The following is a 22,763-nucleotide window of genomic DNA, read 5'->3' as shown; positions in this document are numbered from 1 at the left end:
CCCTTCCGATCACCTCCGACGCCGCCCGGCAGGGGCGTACGCGGCCAGGAGGCCGCACAGGCCCCGCGAAGACACCGGGCCGGGGAGGGCGGAGAACCGGGTCAGCCCGGGGCGGAAGTCTCCGCGAGAGCCTCGGAGATCAGCCGGTCGAGGTTGACCAGGTTCGCCGGACGGGCGACGGCTGCCTCGGCGAAACGGCCGAGCAGCCGGGCGAAGACCTCGCGGTCAGGCTCGTCCCAGTCGGCCATCAGGTTGTCCAGGTAGGTGCGCCGGTGACGGACCACCACCTCCAGCACGCGGCGGCCCCGCTCGCTCAGCACGAGCCTGGCCCGCCTGGCGTCCACGGCCGACTCCTCACGCTCCACGAACCCCGCGCCGACCGCGTCGTTGACCAGTCTGCTGGCGGTCGACGGATCGACGCCCAGCTGCTCGGCAACGGCGCCCACGGTCACCTCGGGCACATCCAGGCTCAGCTTGTGCACGGCGTGCACGACCATCACGTTCGACATGTGCACCGGCCGCTGCGGCTCCCCGGCGTTGCGCGGGCGCAACGGCCGCGACCAGATCCGGCGCAGCCGGAACAGGGCCACGTCGATCACCGCTCCAGGCGTCCCCTCGTTCACGGCGCCACCCTAGCCGCTGCGGACGGGGGTGCCGCGTGTCCCGGCCCTGCGGCGACGGCGCGCACGACGCCGTCTCGGGCCGGGGCCGGGAAGATCGGCGCGCACGGGACGCCTGGGCGGGAGACGCTCAACCGGACAGGCGGACCGGATTGACCAGGTCGGCGTACATCAGCAGGCCCGCCATGATGATCATCAGGAAGGCGATCGCGTAGGTGAGGGGAAGCGCCTTGGCGATGTCGACGTGGCCGGGCGTGGGACGGCGCGCGACGCGGGCGAAGCCGCGCTTGAGACCCTCCCACAGGCCGCCCGCGATGTGGCCGCCGTCCAGGGGAAGCAGCGGGATCAGATTGAACAGGCCGATCGCCAGGTTGAAGCCCGCCAGCAGGTTGATGAAGACGACGATCTTGTTTTCCAGCGGGATCGCGGCCGCGGCGATCTCACCGCCGATACGGCTCACGCCGATGACACCGATCGGGCCGTTCCTGTCACGTTCGTCGCCGGAGAAGGCGGCGTGCCAGACGCCCACCATCTTCTCGGGGAACCTGAGCAGCGCGGCGGCGGTGGCCGAGGTGAGGTCCCCCATGTGCTCTGCGACGGCGCCGAAGCTCTGCTGCTCGATGACGATCTTTGGGCTCACCCCGAGATAGCCGACACCCTTTTCGATCTTGCCGGGCTCGTCCAGCGACTCACGGTCCTGCGCGATGAGGCCGGCGGTGACGGTCAGCTCCTGACCGGCCCGCCTGATACCGATCTCGACCGGGCCCGCGCCGTGATCGCGGATGGCCCGCGTCGCGACGTCCCAGCTCGTGGCGGGCATACCCGCCACGGACACGATGACGTCCCCCGGCCGCAGCCCCGCCACGCTGGCCGGGCTGGGCATGTCGGCCGCGGTGCACTCGGGGTTCTTGGCGTAGTCGGCGGCGGTCTTCACGCACTGCGGGATCGAGGCGATCTCGGTCTTCTGCGTGGGAATGCCGAACCCCATGAGCACGACGCCGAACAGGATGAACGCCAGCACGAAGTTCATCGCCGGGCCGCCGGACATGATGATGACCTTCTGCCACCAGGGCTTGCGGTAGAACACCCGGTCTTCGTCGCCCGGTCGTACGTCCTCGAGGGCGACGTCGCGGGCGTTGTCGATCAGGCCCTGCCAGGGTCCCGTGGAGACCGAGCGCACCTTGCCGGGGGCGTCGGTGGGCCGGGGCGGCAGCATGCCGATCATGCGGATGTATCCGCCGAGCGGCAGCCACTTGATGCCGTACTCGGTCTCGCCCTTGTGACGCGACCACATCGTCGGACCGAACCCGACCATGTACTGGGTGACCTTGACACCGAACAGCTTGGCCGGCACCAGGTGACCGATCTCGTGCAGCCCGATCGACACCATCAGCCCCACGAGAAAGACAATGACCCCGACCACGGAGAGCCAGCTCACAGGTTCGTACTCCCATCGCGGTTTCACCGACAATGCCCCATAAGAGGTTAGCCCAAGTATCCGCCCTCCACGCCGACGCGGAGCGCGGCGTTCCCGGCCGCTCCGGGCCGTTCGGGGCCATTGCCCGCCCTTCGCCGATTGGACGCACTCCGTTGACATTCAGCGATCACACGAACACTCTTTGATGAAGGTGAGGGAGAGAGAGGGGCGTTTTGATCGGGATCCTGGTGGCCGAGCATCTTCCCCTGGTCCGGCGCGGACTGGTGGCGACGCTGGAGAACGAGAACGACATGAAAGTGGTGGCCGACGTCTCCACCGGGGAGGACGTGCTCCCCGCCGTCCTGCGGCACACCCCGGAGACGGCGGTCATCGATCTCGAACTGCCGGACGTCTGTGGTTTCACCGTCGCGCTCCGGCTGCACGAGAGGGCTCCCGGCTGCCGGGTCCTCCTGTTGTCGCGCACTCCCAGTCCGGTCCAGGTCCGCCGGGCCTTCGCCGTCCACGCGCTCGGGTTCATGAGCCTGGAGGTCGGCCCCGAGCAGCTGGCCGACGGCGTCCGCCAGGTCGCGGCCGGCCGCCGCGCGGTCGACTCCGAGCTCGCGGTGGCCGCCCTCAGATCGGCGGAGAACCCCCTGACCCGCCGGGAGCTCGACGTGCTCCGGCTGGTCGCGCAGGGGGCCAGGTCCGGCGAGATCGCCGACCAGCTGTTCCTCTCCGTGGGAACGGTCCGCAACCACCTGTCGCGGATCATGTGCAAGACACAGGCGCGCAACCGCCTCGACGCCGTACGCATCGCCGGCGACTCGGGGTGGCTCTGACCTTTCCCCGACGACGCCGGATTCAGGGGCGCCAGATGAGGATGAGGGCGCAGTCGTCGTCGTTGTGGCCCGACGACATGGAGGCGACCAGGTTGCGGGCACCGTCGCGGAACCCCGAGGGCATCAGGCGCTCGGCCTCTCCGAGCAGGCGGTCGAGACCGGCGTCGATGTCGCGCCCCGGCTGCTCGATCAGGCCGTCGGTGTAGAGCATGAGCGCGTCGCCCTTGCGCAGCATCCCCCGGTCGACCTCGCAGTGCAGGTCGGGCACGACACCGAGGACGACCCCCTTGGCCGTGGAGACCCGCCACGTCCCGGTCCCCGACTCGAACTTGACCACCGGGGGGTGGCCGGCCGAGGTGATGACATATTCGCCCGTCACGAGGTTGAGCCGGAGGTGGACCGCGGTGACGAAGCCCTCGGCCTCGCGCTGGCGGTGCAGATAGGTGTTGCAGGCAGGCAGGAAGTCGGTGGCCGAGCCGAGCAGCCCGCCGAAGGTGCCCGACAGCAGCAGTGCCCGGGTGCCCGCGTCGACACCCTTGCCCGACACGTCGACCAGGGCTAGATCCATCATGTCGCCCTCGCGCATGGAGACCAGGAAGTCGCCTCCGAAGGAGGAGCCTCCGGCCTGCTTGAGAACGACCTTGGAGCCCCACTCCTTGGGCAGCGGGGGCAGGTCGCTCTGGCTCTTGAGACGGTCGCGCAACTCCAGCAGCATCGCGTCGCCGCGCAGGCCCTGCACACCGAGCTTGCCTCGGGTGCGGGCCATCAGCGCGGCCAGCACCGCGGTGAAGCCGAAGGTGACCAGCAGGCCGGGGCCGATGTATCCCACCCCCCGCACCACGGCCACGTAGATCAGGGAGACCGCGACCGCGCACAGCAGCTTGACGAGACTGTTCAGCCGGAGCTGGAGCCCCGCCACGAGGGTGATCGGGATCATCAGCGCCGGCGAGAACCACTCCATGGAGACCCTGGCGGCCAGCCCGCCGATCAGCAGGGTGAGCAGAATCAGGGTGATGAGCAGGTTCCGGTCGCGTGCCAGAGGGCCGCGCCGCAGGAATCGTACGATGGGGACGAGAAGCGGGATGCGGACCAGGAACGCGCGGAGCGCCGGAGGGAGCAGCGGCACCGGACGGGAACTCATGATGCGCTCGACTGTATCGGGCTATCCCCCCTTTGGGCAGCCCACTTGACCAACGCCTTGATCATTAAGCAGGGATATTAGATGGCCAGACCCGTTTGTCCCCTACTACCGTTTGACAGATGACTCTCAGCATGCGCCCGATCGGCAAAGCCGAATGGTCCTCCTGGAACACTCTGGACGAAGAGGCGTTCGGCATCGCCACCCCCGAACACCGGCAGGAGCTCTTCAGGCGCATCGCCGAGTTCGACCGCTCGCTCGGCGTGTTCGACGGCGACCTGCTCGTGGGCACCGCCGCGACGCTCAGCTTCAGCATGAACGTGCCCGGCGGCCCGATCCCCGTCGGCGGCGTCACCGCGGTCGGCGTGCTGCCCTCGCACCGACGCCGGGGCATCCTCTCCTCGCTGATGACCCGCCAGCTGTCGGATCTTCACGAGCGAGGTGAGGCCGTCGCCGCGCTCTACGCGGCCGAGGCCGCGATCTACGGTCGTTACGGCTACGGCAGGGCCGCCGACAGCCTGCTCTTCCGCATCCCCACGGCGAAAGCGGCCTTCACCAGAAACGCCCCGGTCGATCCCACCCTGCGGTTGCGCATCGTCAAACCGGCGGACGCCAGGTCCGTCTTCGAGAAGATCTACGAGTCCGCGTTCGAGGAGCGCCCTGGACTGTACGACCGCCCGACCGCGCGTTGGGACGCGGTGCTGAGCGACCACGAGTCCGACCAGGGCGGCGCCGGTCCGCTGCGCGCCGTGGTCGCCGAGGACGACGGCGGCCCGCGCGGCTACGCGCTCTTCCGGATCAAGGCCTCCTTCGACGACTACGACCTTCCCGCGGGCGAGTTGCGGCTCAGGGAGCTGTTCGGCCTCGATCCCGCCGCCTACGCGTTGCTCTGGCGCCACGTCCTGGATCGCGACCTGGTCTCTCACGTCCTCGCCCCGAGCCGGCCCTCCGACGACCCGCTGATCCACCTGCTCGCCGAGCCGCGCGCACTTCACGCGCTCTGGCTGGATGACCTGTGGATCCGCGTCGTGGACGTCGAGCGTGCCCTTCCCGCCCGCCGATACAGCGCGCCGGTGGATGTGGTGATCGAGGTCGAGGACACCGTGTGCCCGTGGAACGCGCGCCGCTGGCGACTCACGGCCGACACCTCCGGCGCCCGCTGCGCCCCCTCGGAGGACCCCGCCGACCTGACCCTGCCCGTCTCCGTACTGGGCGCCGCCTACCTGGGCGGGCGCCCGCTGGCGGCGCTGCTCGCGGCGGGCGTGGTGCGGGAGTCGCGTGCGGGTGCCCTGCGAGAGCTGTCCACCGCCATGTCGTGGGGCCCCGCTCCCTGGGCCGGCCTGGTCTTCTGAGGCCCTTCTGAGGGTGGGCCCGGGCGGGTTATGGTGACCGGCATGGCACTGCAGAGCTTGCAGATCACCGCGATCACCGCGATGCGGGCGCGAGACGTCTCACGCCCGTCGCGCGAGCAGCAGGAGGCCGCGGACCGCCGCCCCCTGCGCGACGAGACGCCACCCCGTAAGGAGCCCGCGCGGGGCGGGTCGCGCCGGGAGGCGCCGCGCGGGGAGTCACCGCCCCGCGAGCGCCACCGGTGAGGACTACGGCAGCGGCGGGAGCTGGCCGATGGTCTCGTACGAGTCGAGCTGCGCGATCCTCCGGTTGTGCCGCTCGGCCCCTGAATAGGCGGTGCGGAGGAAGGTCTCGACGAACCGGATCGCCTCCTCCGGCTCGTGCATCCGCGCGCCGACGCTGACGACGTTGGCGTTGTTGTGTTCGCGGGCGAGCCTGGCGGTCTCCTCGCTCCAGGCCAGGGCGGCCCGGACGCCGCGCACCTTGTTGGCCGCGATCTGCTCGCCGTTCCCCGAGCCACCGATGACGACGCCCAGGCTGCCCGGGTCGCCCACGACGCCCTCGGCCGCGCGCAGCACGAACGGCGGGTAGTCGTCCTCGGCGTCGTAGACGAAGGGACCGCAGTCCTCGACCTCGTGGCCGTTCTCCTTCAGCCAGGAGACGACGTGGTTCTTGAGCTCATAGCCGGCATGGTCGGCACCGATGTAGACGCGCACCCGCACAGTTTCGCAGGTGTGCGCGGGCGACTCCACCCGGCCCCCGACTAGAGTAATAGCCGCAATACTTCCTTGCCCCTTACAAGAGAGAGTTCCCACATGCGTGACATCCGAGTGGTCGGTGACCCTGTCCTGCGCACACCCGCCGAACCGATCACCGACTTCGACCGCGACCTGCGGCGCATGATCGACGAGATGTTCGCCGTGATGTACGCCGCTCAGGGTGTCGGTCTGGCCGGTCCGCAGATCGGCGTGTCGAAGCGGATCTTCGTCTACGACTGCAGCAACCGCAAGGGCCATGTGATCAACCCGGAACTGACCGTGGACGACGACGCCGAGGTCCTCGACGAGGAGGGCTGCCTGTCCGTCCCCGGCCGCGAGACCGGCACCCCGATCTACGCCAGGACGCCCCGGGCCGCGGGAGTCACCGTGAGCGGCCTGGACCGGCTGGGGCGGCCGATCCGGATCAGGGCCCGCGGCACGCTGGCGCGCTGCTTCCAGCACGAGACCGACCACCTCGACGGCAGGCTCTACGTGGACAGGCTCGCCAGGGACGCCGCCAGGAAGGTCCTGCTCCAGGCTCCCTGACCTCCGTGGTCGCCGGGCGGCCGTCACGTGGGGGCGACCTCGGACCGATCCCCGGTGGTCGCCGGGCGGCCGTCAGAGCTGGACGGCCTTGATCTCCAGATATTCCTCGAGCCCGAACTCGCCCAGCTCGCGGCCGATACCCGACTGCTTGTAGCCGCCGAAGGGCGCCCGCGGGTTGAACCGGCCGCCGTTGACCGCCACCTGGCCGGTGCGCAGCCGCCTGGCGACCTCGACCGCGCGCTGCTCGCTGCCCGCCCACACCGCGCCCGCCAGGCCGTACGGCGTGCCGTTCGCGATCGCGACCGCCTCGTCCTCCCCCCGGGTGTAGGGGATGATCGTGAGGACCGGCCCGAAGATCTCCTCCTGCTCGATCACCATCCCCGGCTCCACCCCGGCGAACACCGTCGGCTCGACGTAGAAGCCGCGCTCCAGGGGCCGGTCGGTGCCCCCCGTGACCAGCCGGGCGCCTTCCTCCTCGCCCCGGTTGATGTAGCGGACGACCCGGTCGCGCTGGGCCGCCGACACCAGGGGACCGAGTCTGGTCGCCTCGTCGAAGGGGTCGCCGACGGTGTATCTCCCCGCGGCCTCGACGGCGAGACGGACGGCCTCGTCGTACCGGTCGCGATGGACGATCATGCGGGTCCATGCCGAACAGGTCTGGCCGGAGTTGACGAAGGCGTTGGCCACCGTCGCCTTCGCCGCCGCCGCCAGGTCGGCGTCCGGCAGGATCAGGCTGGCGGACTTGCCGCCGAGTTCCAGGGCCACCCGCTTGATCGTCTCGGCCGCGAGCACGGCGACCCGGCGTCCGGCCCGGGTGGAGCCGGTGAACGACACCATGTCCACCTCGGGATGGGCGGCCAGCGCCTCACCCACCACCGGGCCGTGACCGCTGACCATGTTGAAGACCCCGGCGGGCAGTCCGACCTCGTCGAGGATCCCGGCGAGCGCGAAGGCCGCCAGCGGCGCCACCTCGCTGGGCTTCAGCACGACCGTGCAGCCCGCGGCGAGCGCGGCGCCCACCTTGCAGACGACCTGGTGGAGCGGGTAGTTCCAGGGGGTGATCGCGGCGACCACCCCGACCGGCTCCCTGAAGACGCGGGAGTTGCCGACCTGCCCGCCCTCGAAGTCGTAGGTCTCGGCCAGCTGGGCGTACGAGGCCAGCACACCGGCCGGCATCAGCGTGTGCACCCTCATCGCCACGCCGTACGGGGCGCCCATGTCCGTGGCGATGATCCTGGCTATCTGGTCGGAGCGTTCTCGTATCAGGTCCGCGGCCGAGGCGAGGATCCTGCCTCGCTCGGCGGGAGGCGTCGCGGACCAGGAGGGGAAGGCGGCGCGGGCGGCGGCCACCGCGGCCTCGACGTCGGCGGGCGCCCCCGCGGGAACCTTGTCGATCCGCTCCTCGGTGGCGGGGTTGATCACGTCGATGCTCTCGCCCGACGCGGACGCCTGCCAGGCTCCATTCAGATAAAGGTGACGCATGCCCTCATCCTGGCGTGCGTGCCGTTGTTGCGCGAGGGCGCACGAAACGCGCCCTCGCGCAAAGACGACCTTGGTATGGGAGCAGGGCGTCCCACACGGGCGGGCCCGCCCGCCGCGGTCGCGCACGGCGGGCGGAAACGCCGGAGAGGCGGATCAGTCGAAGATCGGTTCCCGGGTCCTGGAGCGCTTGAGCTCGAAGAAACCGTCGGTGCCCGCCACCAGGCGCACGCCGTCCCAGAGCCTGCCCGCCTCCTCGCCCTTGGGGGCGGGCGAGATGACCGGGCCGAAGAAGGCCACGCCATCGACGGAGATCACCGGAGTGCCGACCTCCTGGCCGACCCGGTCGATGCCGTCGTTGTGCGAGGCGCGCAGTGCCTCGTCGAACTCCGTCGAGTCCATCGCGTCGGCGAAGTCGCGGTCGAGCCCCGCGGCCTCCAGTGCCTCCTCGACCGTCTCGCGGAGCGTGTCGAGCTGCCTGGCCCTGCCCTGGTTGTGGAGACGGGTGCCGAGCTCGGTGTAGAGGCGGCCGACCGTCTCGGAGTCGTACTTCTCCTGCACGGCGGTGACCACCCGGACCGGGCCGATGGCCTTGGCGATCAACTCACGGTAGCTGTCCGGGACGTCCTTGTCCTCGTTCAGCACGTTGAGGCTCATGATGTGCCAGCGGGGCTCGATCGGCCGTACCTTCTCGACCTCCAGCAACCAGCGGGAGGTCATCCACGCGAACGGGCAGAAGGGATCGAACCAGAGATCGACAGGGGTTCGCTCAGTCATCTTTTCCGGCTTCCTGGTCGTGAGGCTTCTTCGGTAGCGACAACCCGGAGAGCGGAGTTCCCTATTCCACGGGTGGATTAATACCTTGACATGCCTCTTTATTCTCGGATCTGGGGTACCAGTCCGCAGTCCGAGGTGAAGCGGCGGCCCGCGGCCTTACGTGGCAGGATTCAGTCACCCCTTAGCAATGGAGCGGGGGAAGTTGTGAAGAGGGAGCGGTAGTGGCAGGCAATCTGACCCGTGACGAGGCGCGCGAGCGCGCACGGCTGCTCAGCGTGCAGTCCTATGCGGTGGAGCTCGACCTGACCGAGGGTGAGGAGCGCTTCGAGAGCGTCACCACGGTCCGCTTCACCAGCACCCGGCCGGGTGCGGAGACGTTCGTCGACCTGGCCGGCGCCAAGGTGCGCGCGGCGGTGTTGAACGGCGTCGAGCTGGACGTGAGCGGCTACGACCTGGAGACCGGACGGCTGCCGCTGCCTGGCCTGGCCGAGACCAACGAGCTGCGGGTGGACGCCGACTGTTCCTACAGCCGCACCGGCGAGGGCCTGCACCGCTTCGTCGACCCGGTGGACAAGAGCGTCTATCTGTACAGCCAGTTCGAGACGGCAGACGCGCACCGCATGTACGCGTGCTTCGACCAGCCCGACCTCAAGGCCTCCTTCGAGCTGACCGTGCTCGCCCCCTCCCACTGGGAGGTCATCTCCAACACGGCGCCCGACGCGGCCGATGAGCTGCCGGAGCACCACGGCAGGCACGGCGCGCTCCAGGCCGCCAAGCGCTGGCACTTCCCGCCCTCCCCCGTGATGTCGACCTACATCACCGCGCTGTGCGCCGGGCCGTACCACAAGGTGACCTCCGAGCACGACGGCATCCCGCTGGGCCTGTACTGCCGGGCCTCGCTCGCCGAACACCTCGACGCGGAGAACATCTTCGAGGTCACCAGGCAGGGCTTCGACTTCTTCCACCGGATCTTCGGTGTCCGCTACCCGTTCGGGAAGTACGACCAGCTCTTCGTCCCCGAGTTCAACGCCGGGGCGATGGAGAACGCGGGCTGCGTGACCTTCCTGGAGGACTACGTCTTCCGCTCGCGCGTCACGGACGCGGTGATCGAGCGCCGCGCGGAGACGATCCTGCACGAGATGGCGCACATGTGGTTCGGTGACCTGGTCACCATGCGCTGGTGGGACGACCTGTGGCTGAACGAGTCGTTCGCCACCTACGCCTCGGTGCTCTGCCAGGCCGAGGCCACCCGCTGGGGCCAGGGGGCCTGGACGACCTTCGCCAACGTCGAGAAGGCCTGGGCCTACCGTCAGGACCAGCTGCCCTCGACCCACCCGATCGCCGCCGACATCGTCGACATGCACGCGGTCGAGGTCAACTTCGACGGGATCACGTACGCCAAGGGCGCCTCGGTCCTCAAGCAGCTCGTCGCCTACGTGGGCCTGGACAACTTCCTCGCCGGGGTCCGCGACTACTTCAACGAGCACGCCTGGGAAAACACCACCCTCGCGGACCTGCTCGGCGCGCTGGAGCGCACCTCGGGGCGCGACCTGTCCTCCTGGTCGAAGGAGTGGCTGGAGACCTCCTGGGTCAACACGCTGCGCCCCTCGTTCACCGTCGACCCCGAGGGCCGTTTCCTGGAATTCGACGTTCTCCAGGAGGCCCCGGCCGACTACCCGACGCTGCGCTCGCACCGCGTCGCCATCGGCCTGTACTCCCTGCGAGACGGCAAGCTGGTCCGCGTCAGGCGGGTCGAGCTGGACGTCGTCGGCGCGCGCACGGCCGTGGCCGAGCTGGTCGGCGAGGTCCAGCCGGACCTGATCCTGATCAACGACGACGACCTGACGTACGCCAAGGTCAGGCTCGACGAGCGGTCGCTGCGGACCCTGACGGAGGGCGGCATCGGCAGGTTCACCGAGTCGCTGCCCCGCGCACTGTGCTGGTCGGCCGCCTGGGACATGACCCGCGACGCGGAGATGTCCACCCGCGACTACCTCACCCTGGTCATCTCCAACATCGAGTCGGTCACCGACATCACCGTCGCCCAGACCCTGCTCCGCCAGGTCCGCCTCGCCGTCCAGCAGTACGGCGACCCCGCCCGGCGCTCCGAGGGCCTGGCCAGGCTCGCCTCCGCGCTGCGCCGCCTGGTCGGCGAGGCCGCGCCCGGCTCCGACCACCAGCTCGCCTACCTGAACGCGCTGTCGGCCGTGGCCACCTCCACCGAGGACCTGGCGTTCCTGAAGGGGCTGCTGGACGGGGAGACGGTGCTCGACGGCCTCACCGTCGACGCCGACCTGCGCTGGACGCTGACCGGCGCCCTGGTCTCCGGCGGCCTGCTCGGCGAGGAGGACATCGCCCAGGAGCTGCTGCGCGACGCCACCGCGACGGGCGAGCGTTCCGCCGCGCTCTGCGGCGCCGCGATCCCGACCGCCGAGGGCAAGTCGAACGCCTGGACCGCGATCACCGAGGGCAAGCTGAGCGGCGCGCTGCTCCGTTCGACGATCGCCGGTTTCATGGACCCGCGTCACCCGGAGCTGCTGGAGCCGTACGGGGCGAAGTACTTCGAGGAGATCGGCGGGATCTGGGCGTCCTGGAGTTCCGACAGCGCCCAGAACTTCGCGAACGGCTGCTACCCGGCGCTGAGCATCTCTCCCGAGACGGTCGCCAGGACCCAGGACCTCATCTCGTCCACCCAGCCGCCGCACGCCCTCAAGCGCCTGCTGCTCGAGGGCGCCGACAGCATCGGCCGCGCCCTGCGCGCCCAGGCCAAGGACGCCTCGGCGGCCTGACCCGGCTGCGAGAGAGACCCGGGCGGGGCCGTCCCGCACCGCCCGGGTCGACCGATGGCGAAGTTTTGAGTGGTTCCTGGCGAACACTGGTAGGAATGTCGGTAAGCGCGAGAGGTGCCCCGCGTCTCGCCGCGTGTGGACGCCTGTCCCGTCGCCTCCGGGTCATGAGAGGGTAAATCACGTGGAATCAGCACGTGACCTGCTCATCTCCCTGGCCCGGAGATACGCCTTCGGTGACATCGGAGCCCTCGCCTCAGGTGTCGTGCGCGACGCGGACGACATCGAGGCGGCCTGCGAGTTCGGCCAGCGGCTGCTCTCCCTCGACGCGGAGGACTTCGCCGTCGAGGCGCGGTCCGTGCCGAGCGACCTTCGGCGGCGAGCGCGGGCCTGCACGATGCCGCAGACGCCCCGCGAGCAGCCGCGCGGCGCGCTGGAGTCGCTGCGGCCCGCGTACGGGCTGCTGCTGGAGGTCATCGCGGTCAGGTGGCACCGTCGCGAGCTGAGCCCCATGGTCGCCGCCCTCCACATCGCCAGCGAGTATCTCCCGCTGCTCGCCTTCGAACCGGTGCTCGGCAACGCCGGAGACCCGGCGCGCTGGCCGGAGGGGCTCAGCGCGTCGGACAGCAGGTTCGGGGTGATCGGCGACCGCGACTGCGGCCACACCAGGGCCGAGCAGTCGGCCGCGAACCGGACCCTGCGCGTGGCCGGGGAGCCGCCCGAGGGATGGCGCGCCTACTTCGACCGCCAGCACAGCCAGGTGGCCGGGGCTCTGGCCACCTGCGTGGCCGACTGCCGCAACCCCTGCACCGCGATGGACTGGGTCGATCCGGACCTCCGCGAGGACCTCGCGCTGCGTTCCCAGGTGGCCCTCGCCTTCGCCGAGACCCCGCTGGTGCGGTTGCGCCACGCCGCCCCGGTGGGCCACGGATTCGGCGTGCCCTCCCCCGAGGAGGTCATCGAGGCCTGGGAGCGCAGCCGGACCACCCTGGCCAAGAACGGCGTGGGCGGGGAGGCCTCCAGTGACGACGGCTTCCCGCTGCCGGGGTTGCCCTCCCTGTTCTCCGCCGTCGCGGGCGTGGCGGTGAAGCCCTCGACGCTGCTGGAGGACACCAGCACGTACCTGGTGAGGCTTCTGCGGCACTGATCGTGCGGCCCGAGGAGCTCAGAGCCCGCCGTCGACGAACACCGCCAGCGCGCAGCAGGCGATGGAGACCATCATGAGCAGGACGCCGCGGCGGATGAAGCGCCGCTTGGCGTCCCCGACGGCGTTGAGTCTCCTGATCTCCAGGACGAGCAGGTCGACCCTGACCTCGGTACCACGGCCACTCCGTCCCACCCCGTACCCCAGCCGGGGGTCCGGCTCCGGCGGCGCGTCCAGGGCGAAGGTGCCGGGGTAGAAACGGCGCCGCTCCAGGACTCTGCCCGCGAGCCCGGAGGTACGGCCGCAGAGGGCTCCGGTGAGCGTGAGGATCCCCATCAGCCAGAAGAACACACTCGTCCACCAGAGCCATTCGACCTTGCCGGACAGCTCGCCGGGCCTCCAGTGGCCGTTCAGCAGTCCGACGACGACGGCACCGGCGGCGACGCCCGTCGTGAACAGCAGGGCGGCCGCCGTCTCGTCCTCCCCCCGGACCTTCCTGCGGGCGTCCGCGAGCGTCGCCTGGACGTAGTCGAGGATCCCGTCTGGCTCCCGTTCCGCCGTGGGGCGCCTGCGAGAGTGACCCGGCGGCGCGTCTCTCGTGATCCTCAGCACGAAGTGACCCGGCGGCGCGTCCCTCGTGATCCTCAGCACGAGCCGATTATCCGGGAAAACCGACCTCGTTCCGCCCGGACGGACCTTCGGGAAGATCACTTCCACCCCGGCGTGACCAGCCCACGAGATCACCTGCGCCGCGACGCCTGGTCCGCGAGCAGCAGGACCCCGGTGACCAGTCCGCCCACCAGGTCGCCCAGGCCGAGCACCGCGGCCATCGACGTCGCGACCACGCGGCATTCCGCGTCGGGCAGCCGCTCCCTGGCCAGGGAGCCCGTGACGATCTCCAGGGCCCTGCCCCGCTGGTCCACGAAGACGAGCACGGCCCTGTCGGCGTCGGCTCCCAGCGCGGCGTGCAGCCGCTCGGAGAAGTGGCGGCGCGGTCCGATCGCCGGACCGAGGTAGGCGGCGAAACGCAGCCCGGTGCGCTGTTCCGCGGTGCGCAGTGCCCCGCGGACATCGTCGCCCTGTGTCGAGGTCAGGGTGAGCATCCTTCGTCACCTCGCCTTTGTCGGTTTGGCGGTGGTCCGACGGCCCGCCGGACCACCGGGTTCACCAGGCCGCCGACGCCCCGCCGGTGTGCCGTCCCGGCTCGGAGGTCACCGCGAGCGAGACCCAGTCGATCTCCGGCGCCGGGCCCCTCGCCGGACGCCGCTCGGTGAGCACGAGGACCGAGTCGGTGATCCCCCGCTCGCTGCCGAACGGGCCTCCCAGCCAGACCGCGCCCGCCGAGGTGCTCCTCGCGGCCCTGTCGCGCATCCTGCCCGGCATCGTCACGAGCAGGGCGATGAGCAGGAACAGACCGCCGGAGGCTGCGATGAGAAAGCCGAAGACCTCGATCGCACTGTCCACACCTCAAAAGTAACCCGGCGCGGAATCACCCGTCGAGAGGCACCAGGTGGCGGGGCGCGCCGGCCTGGGAAACCCCCTGCGGCGGCCTCGATCCGCGACTGCCGACCGCCCGGGACGTTAAGATCGCGAGTGTGAGCCACACCCCGCGCGGCACCCGGTGATCCAGAGTGAAAAGTCCCTAAGGTACCCGGTTCATAGCAGTGCCAAGCGGGTGACGGCGGTCACAAAAGTATGAGATACGCAATACTAGGCACCCCCGAGGACGTCAGCTACCGTGAGTTACGTGGATTCCGGTCAGGTACCAGAAGACGGTAACACTACGTCACCGATTTGGGTCAGTGACCGACAGGCCGAAGATCGGCCGACGTCTCGACCCGCCGCGCCAGCGTCTACGTACGCACCTGTTGAGCGCGCCTCACTACGCAACCTGCTCGACGACCCCAAATACCGCCACCTGCGCCGCCGCGCCATCATCGCGGTCGGCGTCGGCGTGCTCGCGGGCGTCCTGCTGGCCAGCTGGCCGCTGGGCTTCACCGCCGCCGTGGTGGCCGCGATCGTCGACACGGTGCTCCGCGCCCGCTCCAACTCCTCCGTGCCCGCCTGGCGGCGTGCCTCGGTCGCGGAACGGCGCACGGAGATGCAGCTCAAACGGCTGGAGCGCGGGGGTTACCGCACCCTGCACGCTCGCGCGATCCCCGGCAGCGAGGCCCAGATCGACCACCTGGTCGTGGGCCCCACCGGCGTCTACGCGGTCGACTCCGAGAAGTGGGACAAGCGCCTGCCGGTCCGCGTCCAGTCGCACCGCAAGCTGTTCCACGGCCCGTTCAACCAGAAACCCCGCCTCGACGAGGCCCGCTGGGAGGCGTCCCAGGCCGGCGAGCTGATCGGCGCCGAGCTGGGCCACGAGGTCACGATCGTGCCATCCCTCGCGATCTACGGCCCTGCCATCCCCTGGAAGGTCCTCAACGTCCGCGAGGTGGACGTATTCGACGGCAGTCGTGTCCGTAAATGGATCACCAAGCGGGAACGCTCACTCACCGACGCCGAGATCGACAGGATCTTCGAGGCCGCCGAGCGGGTTCTGCCCGCACGCTACCCGGAGAACTGATTTCCGGTTGTCCCGCGAGCCCTTTCCGGCACGCCCGTACCTCCGCCGTCTCTCGCACGACCGCACCTCTCCCTTCGGGGACCCGACGGGAGTCCGCCCCGCCACGACGCCCCGGCCGGGCGGCTCCCGTCCTCCTCCCCTCCCGGTTCCCGCGAGTGCGGGCCGGGTCGCGCTCCAGCGCGCGTTCCCTCTCGCGTGGACGTCGTGGCAGGTGATCGAGGGCCTCTCCGCGGATGGCGTTCGCCCCGGGTTCGCCGGGCGCGGAGACCTTCGGTAGTGTCGGAGAACACCCTGGGCCCGTATCGGGCCCGCCGGCCGTCGCCTCGGTGCCCATCCCGTGCCCCGTCGTCGTCCCGGAACCCTCCCGGCGACCAGCGCGCCCGCCTCGCCACCCCGGCCCCGTACGTCGATCACGCTCGTACGGTGTTCACAGAAAATGTGGCGAGAAGCGGGATGTCTCGCGGCATGGACAGGCGTCTCACGCACCGGGCGGTAGCCGTACCATTTGTAGACACGGTTTCGATGATGGGAGAAGCCTCATGCCCGCCCTCAGGTCTCGTACGGTCACTCACGGCAGGAACATGGCCGGGGCCCGGGCCCTTCTCCGGGCGACGGGCGTAGCCGGCGAGGATTTCGGGAAACCGATCATCGCCGTGGCCAACAGCTTCACCCAGTTCGTCCCCGGGCACGTCCACCTCCGCGAGGTCGGCGACGTCGTCGCCGGCGCGATCCGCGAGGCGGGCGCGATCCCGCGCGAGTTCAACACGATCGCGGTCGACGACGGCATCGCGATGGGCCACGGCGGCATGCTCTACTCGCTGCCCAGCCGGGAGCTGATCGCGGACGCGGTCGAGTACATGGTCAACGCGCACTGCGCCGACGCGCTGATCTGCGTCTCCAACTGCGACAAGATCACTCCGGGCATGCTGCTCGCCGCCTTCAGGCTCAACATCCCCACCGTCTTCGTCTCGGGCGGGCCGATGGAGGCGGGCAAGACCCCCAACGGCAAGCTCGACCTGATCGACCCGATGATCGCCGCCGCCGACGACGCCGTCTCCGACGCCGAACTGCTGGAGATGGAGGAGAACGCCTGCCCCACCTGCGGTTCGTGCAGCGGGATGTTCACCGCCAACTCGATGAACTGCCTCGCCGAGGCCATCGGACTCGCGCTCCCCGGCAACGGCACGATCCTCGCCACCCACAAGGCGCGCAGGAAGCTGTTCGAGGATGCCGGGCGCCAGCTGGTGGAGATCACCCGCCGCTACTACGAGCAGGACGACGAGACGGTCCTGCCGCGCGCCATCGCGACCAAGAACGCGTTCGAGAACGCCATGGCGCTGGACGTCGCGATGGGCGGCTCGACCAACACGATCCTGCACATCCTCGCAGCGGCCCGCGAGGCCCAGGTCGACTTCGGCCTGAAGGAGATCAACGAGATCTCGCTGCGGGTTCCCTGCCTGTGCAAGGTCGCCCCCGCCACGGCGAAGTACCACGTCGAGGACGTCCACCGCGCGGGTGGCATCCCGGCGATCCTGGGCGAGCTCGACCGGGCCGGCCTGCTCCACCGCGATGCCTACACCGTCAACGGCGGCACCCTGGGCGACTACCTCGACGGCTGGGACCCTCAGTCACCACAGGTGCTGCCCGAGGCACTGGAGCTGTGGCACGCGGCCCCCGGCAACGCCCGCACCGTCAAGCCCTTCTCCCAGGGCGCCCGCTGGGAGGAGCTGGACCTCGACCGCTCCGAGGGCTGCGTCCGCGACGCCGAGCACGCCTACACCCGCGACGGTGGCCTCGCCGTCCTGTACGGCAACATCGCCACCGAGGGCTGCATCGTCAAGACCGCCGGGGTCGACGAGTCGATCTGGAGGTTCGAGGGTCCGGCCGTCGTCTTCGAGTCGCAGGACGACGCGGTCGAGGGCATCCTCAACAACAAGGTCAAGGCCGGCGACGTCGTGGTGATCCGCTACGAGGGCCCCAAGGGCGGACCCGGCATGCAGGAGATGCTCTACCCCACCTCGTTCCTCAAGGGCAAGGGGCTGGGCAAGGACTGCGCGCTGGTCACCGACGGTCGCTTCTCCGGCGGCACGAGCGGGCTGTCCATCGGTCACGCCTCCCCCGAGGCCGCCGAGGGCGGCACCATCGCCCTCGTCGAGGACGGCGATCTCGTCGCGATCGACATCCCCGCACGTTCGATCGACCTGAAGGTCCCCGAGGAGGAGCTGGCCGCCCGCCGCGAGAGGCTCCTGGCCGACCTGGGCGGCTACCGGCCGCGCGACCGCCGGCGCCAGGTGAGCGCCGCCCTGCAGGCGTACGCCGCGCTCACCACCTCGGCCTCCACCGGCGCCTCGCGCGACCTGTCGCAGCTGTCCCGCTGACCTGGGCTTCCTGTCGGGTAGAGATGCCTTACCCGACAGGAAGTTCGAAAAAATGTCAGTGCTCGGACGTATTATCTGGGTATGACTAACGTCATGAAGCTCACCGCCCCGCTCACGACTGCCGAGATCGCCGCACTCGCCCTGTCGATGGCGCATCTGGGGTCGGGTCCGCAGGCCAATGCCGCCCGCAGCGGCCTGCGTCACGCCTTCGAGCAGATGGAGCTCGACGACGACATCGTCGCCACCACCCTGGCGACCCTCACCGAGCCGATGCCCGCCGAGATCGCCGACCGTGCCCGGACGATCGCCAACGCCATCACCTCAAACCTCGTCATCCGTCTCCACTACCAGGACGTCTCCGGACGGGTCACCGTCCGCGACGTCGACCCGGTGACCTGCATGGTTCACCGCGAACACTGGTATCTCGTCGGGATGTGCCGCCTGCGCGGCGCGATCCGGGCGTTCAGGTTCGACCGGATCATCGCCACCGAGCCCACCTTCGTGCCGGCCCGCCCGCACCGGGCCGAGGCGTTCCTGCCCTTCCAGGGCAAGCGCGCCGCATAACCCACGGTCCGGTCGCACGCTGCCGGGCGCGGAGCGGCCGTTTCGACTCGAGCTGTCACCCGGAGGCGCGAGCCGATCCGGGTGACAGCCCTCGGCGGGAGCTTTGCCGTGGCGGCTCCGGCTCCACACCGCGCGGACCTCGGCTCCTAACCGCAGCAGCCGCCTCCGCAACACCCACCGCCGCCTCCGGAAGGGCGGGGCGCGGCGGCGGAACCCGCGGAGCCTCCGGTCACGGCGACAGTGGAGAGCAGCTTGACGGTGTCGTCATGTCCCTCGGGGCAGCGCGCCGGATCGTCGGAGCGGGCCATCGGGCGGGAGATCTCGAAGGTGGACCCGCAGGCGCGGCAGCGGAAGTCGTATCTGGGCATGGCACCAAGGTTACCCAGCTCGCCGGGCTCGCTCACGCGAAGGTGATGGAGACATGGTCGCTCACCGGCCGATAGCCGATCGTCTGATAGATCGAGTTGGACGTGAGGTTGGACAGGTCGGTGAAGAGCAACACCTCCGTGGCGCCCTCGGCCCTCACCTTCGCACTAGCCGCATGGGAGACCGCGGTGCCGTAGCCCTTCCCGCGAAACTCGGAGGGCGTGTAGACCGGGCCGACCCGGCTCATCCCGCCGATAGGCGCGGAGACCCCGGCGAACGCGACGGGCCGCCCGCCCGCCTCCCACACGACCAGCTCCCGTCTCGCGATCCTGCTCGCCACCAGCGCGGTCAGGTCGACATGGTCGATGCCTTTCGCCTCGGCCTGAAACTCCTCGCTCCACCGGACCAGGAGGCCGAGATCGGCCGCGACGGCGACCCGTGAGGCCCCTGCCGCGTGGGATTTCGGGGGGACGAGCGCGTCGAGCCGGTAGAGGCGCTCGGCGCGGCGACTCTCCTCGGGCCGCCACCAGGAGGCGGCGAACGTCTCGGCCGGCGAGAGAGGACCGCTCACACCGGAGATCGCCCTCTCGGTCTCGATCAGGCGGGCGGCGAGCTCGGGCACGGTGTCGGCGGGGATCGCGGGGAGCAGAAGGGCGTGGGGCGGCGTCTGGATCGCCGTGGCCACGACCCGGCCGTCACGCTCCAGCCGCCCCAGCAGCGGGTCGTCACCCCACAGGCCGTTGCGTATGGCACGCAGGACCGTGAGAAGGACGGTGTTGCGAACCGGATCCCGCAGCAGCCACGGCTCCGCCACGCCCGTGTACGCCTCGACATCGGAGGTGAAGATCCACGTCATGAGGTGATTGTGCCCATCGGGGATCTTCCATGCCAGCGGATAAAGTCCGGCTCACGGGCATGACAAGGACCGCCGCGCTCCACCAGGTGGCGCGGCGGCCTCGTCATCGGGTGCCGGCCCTCAGGCCGCGCTCTCCGCGAGATAGGGCGCCCACTGGGGATCGCCGACGATGTGCGCGCCGATCAACCGCCAGTGGACGCCGCGTGGCACCACCGGGGCGACGTTGAGCGTCCACCCCAGCTCCTCCAACATGCGGTCGGCCTTGCGGTGGTTGCACGTCGTGCACGAGGCGACACAGTTCTCCCACGTGTGGGGGCCGCCTCGCGAGCGCGGGATGACATGGTCGATGGTCTCGGCCCGCTGACCGCAGTAGGCGCACCGGTAGTCGTCCCGGCGCATCAGCGCGGTCCGGGTCAGCGGGATCCGCGACCGATATGGGATCCGGACATATCTCCGAAGCCTGATCACCGAGGGGACGTCGAGCGTACGGCTCGCCGAGCGGAACACGGCGCCCCGCCCGTCACGGTGCACGACATCGGCCTTCTCCCTGAGCACGAGCACGACGGCCCGGTGCAGGGAGAGGGTGGTCAGGGGTTCGTAGGTGGCGTTCAAGAGCAGGACCTGGCGCATCAGCGGGCCTCTCCCGCCGCACGACGTGTCACATGAGGGGGCACGCCACTGCGTGCCCCGGCTGGCGGCCCCTCCTGGGGCCCGGGCGCTTCCGTCACGAGGACCTCCGCCGGACGGCCCAGCGGATGCTCACCACGGCACCGTCCTTCACCAAGTTTGGCTGCTGCTACCTGGTTCTCGCCACCCATAAATGACTGGAGAGACACCTGATACGTTTTATGCCCCCATTACCAGTTCTTAACTCCTCCTGCCGCAGATCAGATACGCCGCCCGCGCAATGGCCGCGTCTCGTGGCCTTTAGGTCGTAGGGTTCCAGCCATGACGAGACAGCCGTATCCTCCAGCCAGCCGTCTTGAGCTCGTCGACGAGCTCCACGGTGTTCCTGTTCCCGACCCCTACCGGTGGCTTGAGGACCCGGACGATCCGGCGACGAAGGACTGGCTGGTGGGGCAGGAGAGACTGCTGGAGACCGAGCTGGACGCCCTTCCCGGACGTGAGGGCTTCAAGGCCCGGATCGCCGAGTTGCTCGGCTCCGGGTCGATCGGCGCACCGACGTGGCGCGGGGAGCGGCGGTTCTTCATGCGGCGCACCCCCGGGCAGGAGCACGCCGTCCTCTACACCGTGGACCCCGGTGGTGCCGAGCGGGCGCTGCTCGACCCGATGGCGCTCGACCCGACCGGGCTGACGACCCTCGACTCCTGGCAGCCCGACAAGGAGGGCCGCCTGCTCGCCTACCAGGTCTCGGTGGGCGGTGACGAGGAATCGAGCCTCTACCTGATGGACATCGCGTACGGCGACCGGATCGAGGGGCCGATCGACCGTTGCCGCTACTCCCCCGTGGCGTGGCTGCCGGGCGGTGAGGCCTTCTACTACGTGCGCAGGCTGCCCTCCACCGAGGTGCCCGAGGGCGAGGAGCAGTTCCACCGCCGGGTCTACCTGCACAGGGTCGGCACCTCCACCGAGAAGGACGTCCTGATCTTCGGTGAGGGTCTGGAGAAGACCAACTACTACGGGGTGGCGGTCTCCCGCGACGGCCGCTGGCTGCAGATCTCCGCCTCCAGGGGCACGGCGCCACGCAACGACCTGTGGGTGGCCGACCTCCAGGCGTCCTCGCCCTCCTCACCCGAGCTGGTCGTCGTCCAGGAGGGGGTCGACGCCCAGAGCGCCCTGCACTTCGGCCGTGACGGCCGCCTGTACGTCTTCACCGACCGGGAGGCCCCGCGCGCCCGCGTCTGCGTGACCGATCCGTCCGATCCCCGGTTCGAGAACTGGCGCGACCTGATCCCGCAGGATCCCGAAGCCGTGCTCAGCGACTTCGCGATCCTCGACGACCTCGACCGGCCGGTGATGCTGGTGGGCTGGACCCGTCACGCGATCAGCGAGATCTCGGTCCACGACCTGGTCAGCGGCGAGCGCGTCGGCGAGGTGCCGACCCCGGGGCTCGGCACCATCGGCGGCATCAGCGAGCGCCCCGAAGGCGGCCACGAGGCCTGGTTCGGCTACACCGACAACACCACGCCGCCGAGCATCCAGCGCTACGACGCCCGCACCGGCGAGACGACGCTCTGGGCGTCCTCCCCCGGCGCCATCGAGGTGCCCGCCATCACCACCGAGCAGGTGACCTACCTCTCGGCGGACGGCAGCGAGGTCCACATGCTGGTGATCTCCCCTCCCGGCGTCGAGGGCCCGCGCCCCACCCTCCTGTACGGCTACGGCGGCTTCGGCATCTCGATGACCCCCGGCTACTCTGCGTCCGTCCTGAGCTGGGTCGAGGCGGGGGGCACGTACGCCATCGCCCAGTTGCGCGGCGGCGGAGAGCAGGGCGAGGAGTGGCACAGGGCCGGGATGCTCGCCAACAAGCAGAACGTGTTCGACGACCTGCACGCGGCAGCCGAGCACCTCATCGACACCGGTGTGACCACGTCCTCGCAGCTGGCCATCTCCGGTGGTTCGAACGGCGGCCTGCTGGTCGGCGCGGCCCTGACCCAGCGCCCAGAGCTTTACGCCGCGGTGGTCTGCTCGGCGCCGCTGCTCGACATGATCCGCTACGAGCTGTTCGGCCTGGGCGCGACGTGGAACGTCGAGTACGGCTCCGCCGAGAAGCCCGACGAGTTCGCCTGGCTGCACTCCTACTCCCCCTATCACCGCGTTCGGGAGGGCGTGGCCTACCCGGCGACGCTGTTCACCGTCTTCCAGTCCGACACCCGGGTCCATCCGCTGCACGCCTGGAAGATGTGCGCCGCCCTGCAGCACGCGCAAACCTCGGAGCGGCCGATCCTGCTCCGCAACGAGGCGGAGGCCGGTCACGGGGCCCGCGCGGTGAGCAAGACCGTCGAGCTCGCCGCCGACCAGCTCAGCTTCCTCGCCTACCACACCGGCCTGACCCCCTGAGGGTGCGGGCCTGAGAGCCACCGGTCGAAAAGGGCGCGTCCGGGAGTCCGGGGGCGCCCTCTCCACGTCCGCGACGGCCGGACCGTCGAGGGCTGTGGCCATGGTCGCGGCACGGTCGGGGCTGCCGGACTGTCTGGGGCGGCGGCTATGGT

22 protein-coding genes are annotated in these 22,763 nt (G+C 70.1%); 10 read left to right on the top strand and 12 right to left on the bottom strand.

Annotated features, from left to right (window positions below; all coding sequences use genetic code 11):
• Positions 1 to 101: 101 nt before the first annotated feature.
• Both ACIBH4_RS15555 and ACIBH4_RS15550 read right to left on the bottom strand, forming a co-directional pair.
• Positions 102 to 623 carry a MarR family winged helix-turn-helix transcriptional regulator gene (locus ACIBH4_RS15555; RefSeq protein ID WP_362514930.1) on the bottom strand — a complete coding sequence of 174 codons (522 nt, stop codon included), beginning with the start codon at positions 621 to 623 and terminating at the stop codon, positions 102 to 104.
• Between the two features lie 127 nt (positions 624 to 750).
• A complete protein-coding gene (locus ACIBH4_RS15550; RefSeq protein WP_362514928.1) occupies positions 751 to 2,058 on the bottom strand; it encodes a site-2 protease family protein in 1,308 nt (435 codons plus the stop codon).
• A gap of 212 nt (positions 2,059 to 2,270) precedes the next feature.
• Between ACIBH4_RS15550 and ACIBH4_RS15545 the strand changes: the two genes are divergently transcribed.
• Positions 2,271 to 2,876 carry a response regulator transcription factor gene (locus ACIBH4_RS15545; protein WP_362514925.1) on the top strand — a complete coding sequence of 202 codons (606 nt, stop codon included), beginning with the start codon at positions 2,271 to 2,273 and terminating at the stop codon, positions 2,874 to 2,876.
• Positions 2,877 to 2,898: 22 nt separating this feature from the next.
• Here the strand turns inward: ACIBH4_RS15545 and ACIBH4_RS15540 are convergent, their stop codons facing one another.
• Positions 2,899 to 4,017, bottom strand: coding sequence for a PP2C family protein-serine/threonine phosphatase (locus tag ACIBH4_RS15540; protein WP_362514922.1), 1,119 nt, complete (start codon positions 4,015 to 4,017; stop codon positions 2,899 to 2,901).
• A 119-nt stretch (positions 4,018 to 4,136) separates the two neighbouring features.
• Between ACIBH4_RS15540 and ACIBH4_RS15535 the strand changes: the two genes are divergently transcribed.
• Positions 4,137 to 5,366 carry a GNAT family N-acetyltransferase gene (locus tag ACIBH4_RS15535; RefSeq protein ID WP_362514918.1) on the top strand — a complete coding sequence of 410 codons (1,230 nt, stop codon included), beginning with the start codon at positions 4,137 to 4,139 and terminating at the stop codon, positions 5,364 to 5,366.
• 42 nt (positions 5,367 to 5,408) lie between these two features.
• Positions 5,409 to 5,609 carry a hypothetical protein gene (locus ACIBH4_RS15530; protein ID WP_362514916.1) on the top strand — a complete coding sequence of 67 codons (201 nt, stop codon included), beginning with the start codon at positions 5,409 to 5,411 and terminating at the stop codon, positions 5,607 to 5,609.
• A 3-nt stretch (positions 5,610 to 5,612) separates the two neighbouring features.
• On the opposite strand, the gene ACIBH4_RS15525 is transcribed toward ACIBH4_RS15530, so the two are convergent.
• A complete protein-coding gene (locus ACIBH4_RS15525) occupies positions 5,613 to 6,080 on the bottom strand; it encodes a ribose-5-phosphate isomerase (protein ID WP_362514914.1) in 468 nt (155 codons plus the stop codon).
• 99 nt (positions 6,081 to 6,179) lie between these two features.
• Here ACIBH4_RS15525 and def point away from each other — a divergent pair, with 99 nt between their 5' ends.
• Positions 6,180 to 6,668, top strand: a complete 489-nt coding sequence (gene def, locus ACIBH4_RS15520) for a peptide deformylase (protein ID WP_362514912.1) — start codon at positions 6,180 to 6,182, stop codon at positions 6,666 to 6,668.
• 72 nt (positions 6,669 to 6,740) lie between these two features.
• On the opposite strand, the gene ACIBH4_RS15515 is transcribed toward def, so the two are convergent.
• Positions 6,741 to 8,150 carry an aldehyde dehydrogenase family protein gene (locus ACIBH4_RS15515; RefSeq protein ID WP_362514910.1) on the bottom strand — a complete coding sequence of 470 codons (1,410 nt, stop codon included), beginning with the start codon at positions 8,148 to 8,150 and terminating at the stop codon, positions 6,741 to 6,743.
• 153 nt (positions 8,151 to 8,303) lie between these two features.
• Positions 8,304 to 8,924, bottom strand: coding sequence for a disulfide bond formation protein DsbA (locus ACIBH4_RS15510; RefSeq protein WP_362514908.1), 621 nt, complete (start codon positions 8,922 to 8,924; stop codon positions 8,304 to 8,306).
• Positions 8,925 to 9,145: 221 nt separating this feature from the next.
• Here ACIBH4_RS15510 and pepN point away from each other — a divergent pair, with 221 nt between their 5' ends.
• A complete protein-coding gene (gene pepN / locus ACIBH4_RS15505; RefSeq protein WP_362514906.1) occupies positions 9,146 to 11,713 on the top strand; it encodes an aminopeptidase N in 2,568 nt (855 codons plus the stop codon).
• A gap of 181 nt (positions 11,714 to 11,894) precedes the next feature.
• On the top strand, positions 11,895 to 12,857 hold the full coding sequence (locus tag ACIBH4_RS15500; protein ID WP_362766308.1) for a hypothetical protein: 963 nt from the start codon (positions 11,895 to 11,897) through the stop codon (positions 12,855 to 12,857).
• A gap of 18 nt (positions 12,858 to 12,875) precedes the next feature.
• On the opposite strand, the gene ACIBH4_RS15495 is transcribed toward ACIBH4_RS15500, so the two are convergent.
• The 3 genes from ACIBH4_RS15495 to ACIBH4_RS15485 form a co-directional block, all read right to left on the bottom strand.
• On the bottom strand, positions 12,876 to 13,505 hold the full coding sequence (locus ACIBH4_RS15495) for a hypothetical protein (RefSeq protein ID WP_362766305.1): 630 nt from the start codon (positions 13,503 to 13,505) through the stop codon (positions 12,876 to 12,878).
• 89 nt (positions 13,506 to 13,594) lie between these two features.
• Complete coding sequence (locus tag ACIBH4_RS15490) at positions 13,595 to 13,957, bottom strand: DUF5130 family protein (protein WP_362514899.1); 363 nt, start codon at positions 13,955 to 13,957, stop codon at positions 13,595 to 13,597.
• A gap of 61 nt (positions 13,958 to 14,018) precedes the next feature.
• Positions 14,019 to 14,318 (bottom strand): hypothetical protein, encoded by a 300-nt coding sequence (locus ACIBH4_RS15485; protein ID WP_362514897.1) that lies wholly within the window; start codon positions 14,316 to 14,318, stop codon positions 14,019 to 14,021.
• Between the two features lie 283 nt (positions 14,319 to 14,601).
• Here ACIBH4_RS15485 and ACIBH4_RS15480 point away from each other — a divergent pair, with 283 nt between their 5' ends.
• From ACIBH4_RS15480 to ACIBH4_RS15470, 3 genes are all read left to right on the top strand, one after another.
• Positions 14,602 to 15,426, top strand: coding sequence for a nuclease-related domain-containing protein (locus ACIBH4_RS15480; RefSeq protein ID WP_362766302.1), 825 nt, complete (start codon positions 14,602 to 14,604; stop codon positions 15,424 to 15,426).
• A gap of 539 nt (positions 15,427 to 15,965) precedes the next feature.
• A complete protein-coding gene (gene ilvD / locus ACIBH4_RS15475; RefSeq protein WP_362514893.1) occupies positions 15,966 to 17,804 on the top strand; it encodes a dihydroxy-acid dehydratase in 1,839 nt (612 codons plus the stop codon).
• An 81-nt stretch (positions 17,805 to 17,885) separates the two neighbouring features.
• Positions 17,886 to 18,368 carry a WYL domain-containing protein gene (locus ACIBH4_RS15470; protein ID WP_362514891.1) on the top strand — a complete coding sequence of 161 codons (483 nt, stop codon included), beginning with the start codon at positions 17,886 to 17,888 and terminating at the stop codon, positions 18,366 to 18,368.
• Positions 18,369 to 18,514: 146 nt separating this feature from the next.
• On the opposite strand, the gene ACIBH4_RS15465 is transcribed toward ACIBH4_RS15470, so the two are convergent.
• The 3 genes from ACIBH4_RS15465 to ACIBH4_RS15455 form a co-directional block, all read right to left on the bottom strand.
• Positions 18,515 to 18,736, bottom strand: a complete 222-nt coding sequence (locus ACIBH4_RS15465; RefSeq protein WP_362514889.1) for a zinc ribbon domain-containing protein — start codon at positions 18,734 to 18,736, stop codon at positions 18,515 to 18,517.
• A gap of 32 nt (positions 18,737 to 18,768) precedes the next feature.
• A complete protein-coding gene (locus tag ACIBH4_RS15460) occupies positions 18,769 to 19,590 on the bottom strand; it encodes a GNAT family N-acetyltransferase (RefSeq protein ID WP_362514887.1) in 822 nt (273 codons plus the stop codon).
• A gap of 120 nt (positions 19,591 to 19,710) precedes the next feature.
• Complete coding sequence (locus ACIBH4_RS15455) at positions 19,711 to 20,220, bottom strand: HNH endonuclease (protein ID WP_329084484.1); 510 nt, start codon at positions 20,218 to 20,220, stop codon at positions 19,711 to 19,713.
• A 318-nt stretch (positions 20,221 to 20,538) separates the two neighbouring features.
• Here ACIBH4_RS15455 and ACIBH4_RS15450 point away from each other — a divergent pair, with 318 nt between their 5' ends.
• Complete coding sequence (locus ACIBH4_RS15450) at positions 20,539 to 22,611, top strand: prolyl oligopeptidase family serine peptidase (protein ID WP_362766299.1); 2,073 nt, start codon at positions 20,539 to 20,541, stop codon at positions 22,609 to 22,611.
• The last annotated feature ends 152 nt before the right edge of the window (positions 22,612 to 22,763 follow it).

The organism is Streptosporangium sp. NPDC050284, assembly GCF_044459525.1.
GTDB lineage: Bacteria > Actinomycetota > Actinomycetes > Streptosporangiales > Streptosporangiaceae > Streptosporangium.
This window is presented reverse-complemented; position numbering and strand designations above follow the sequence as displayed.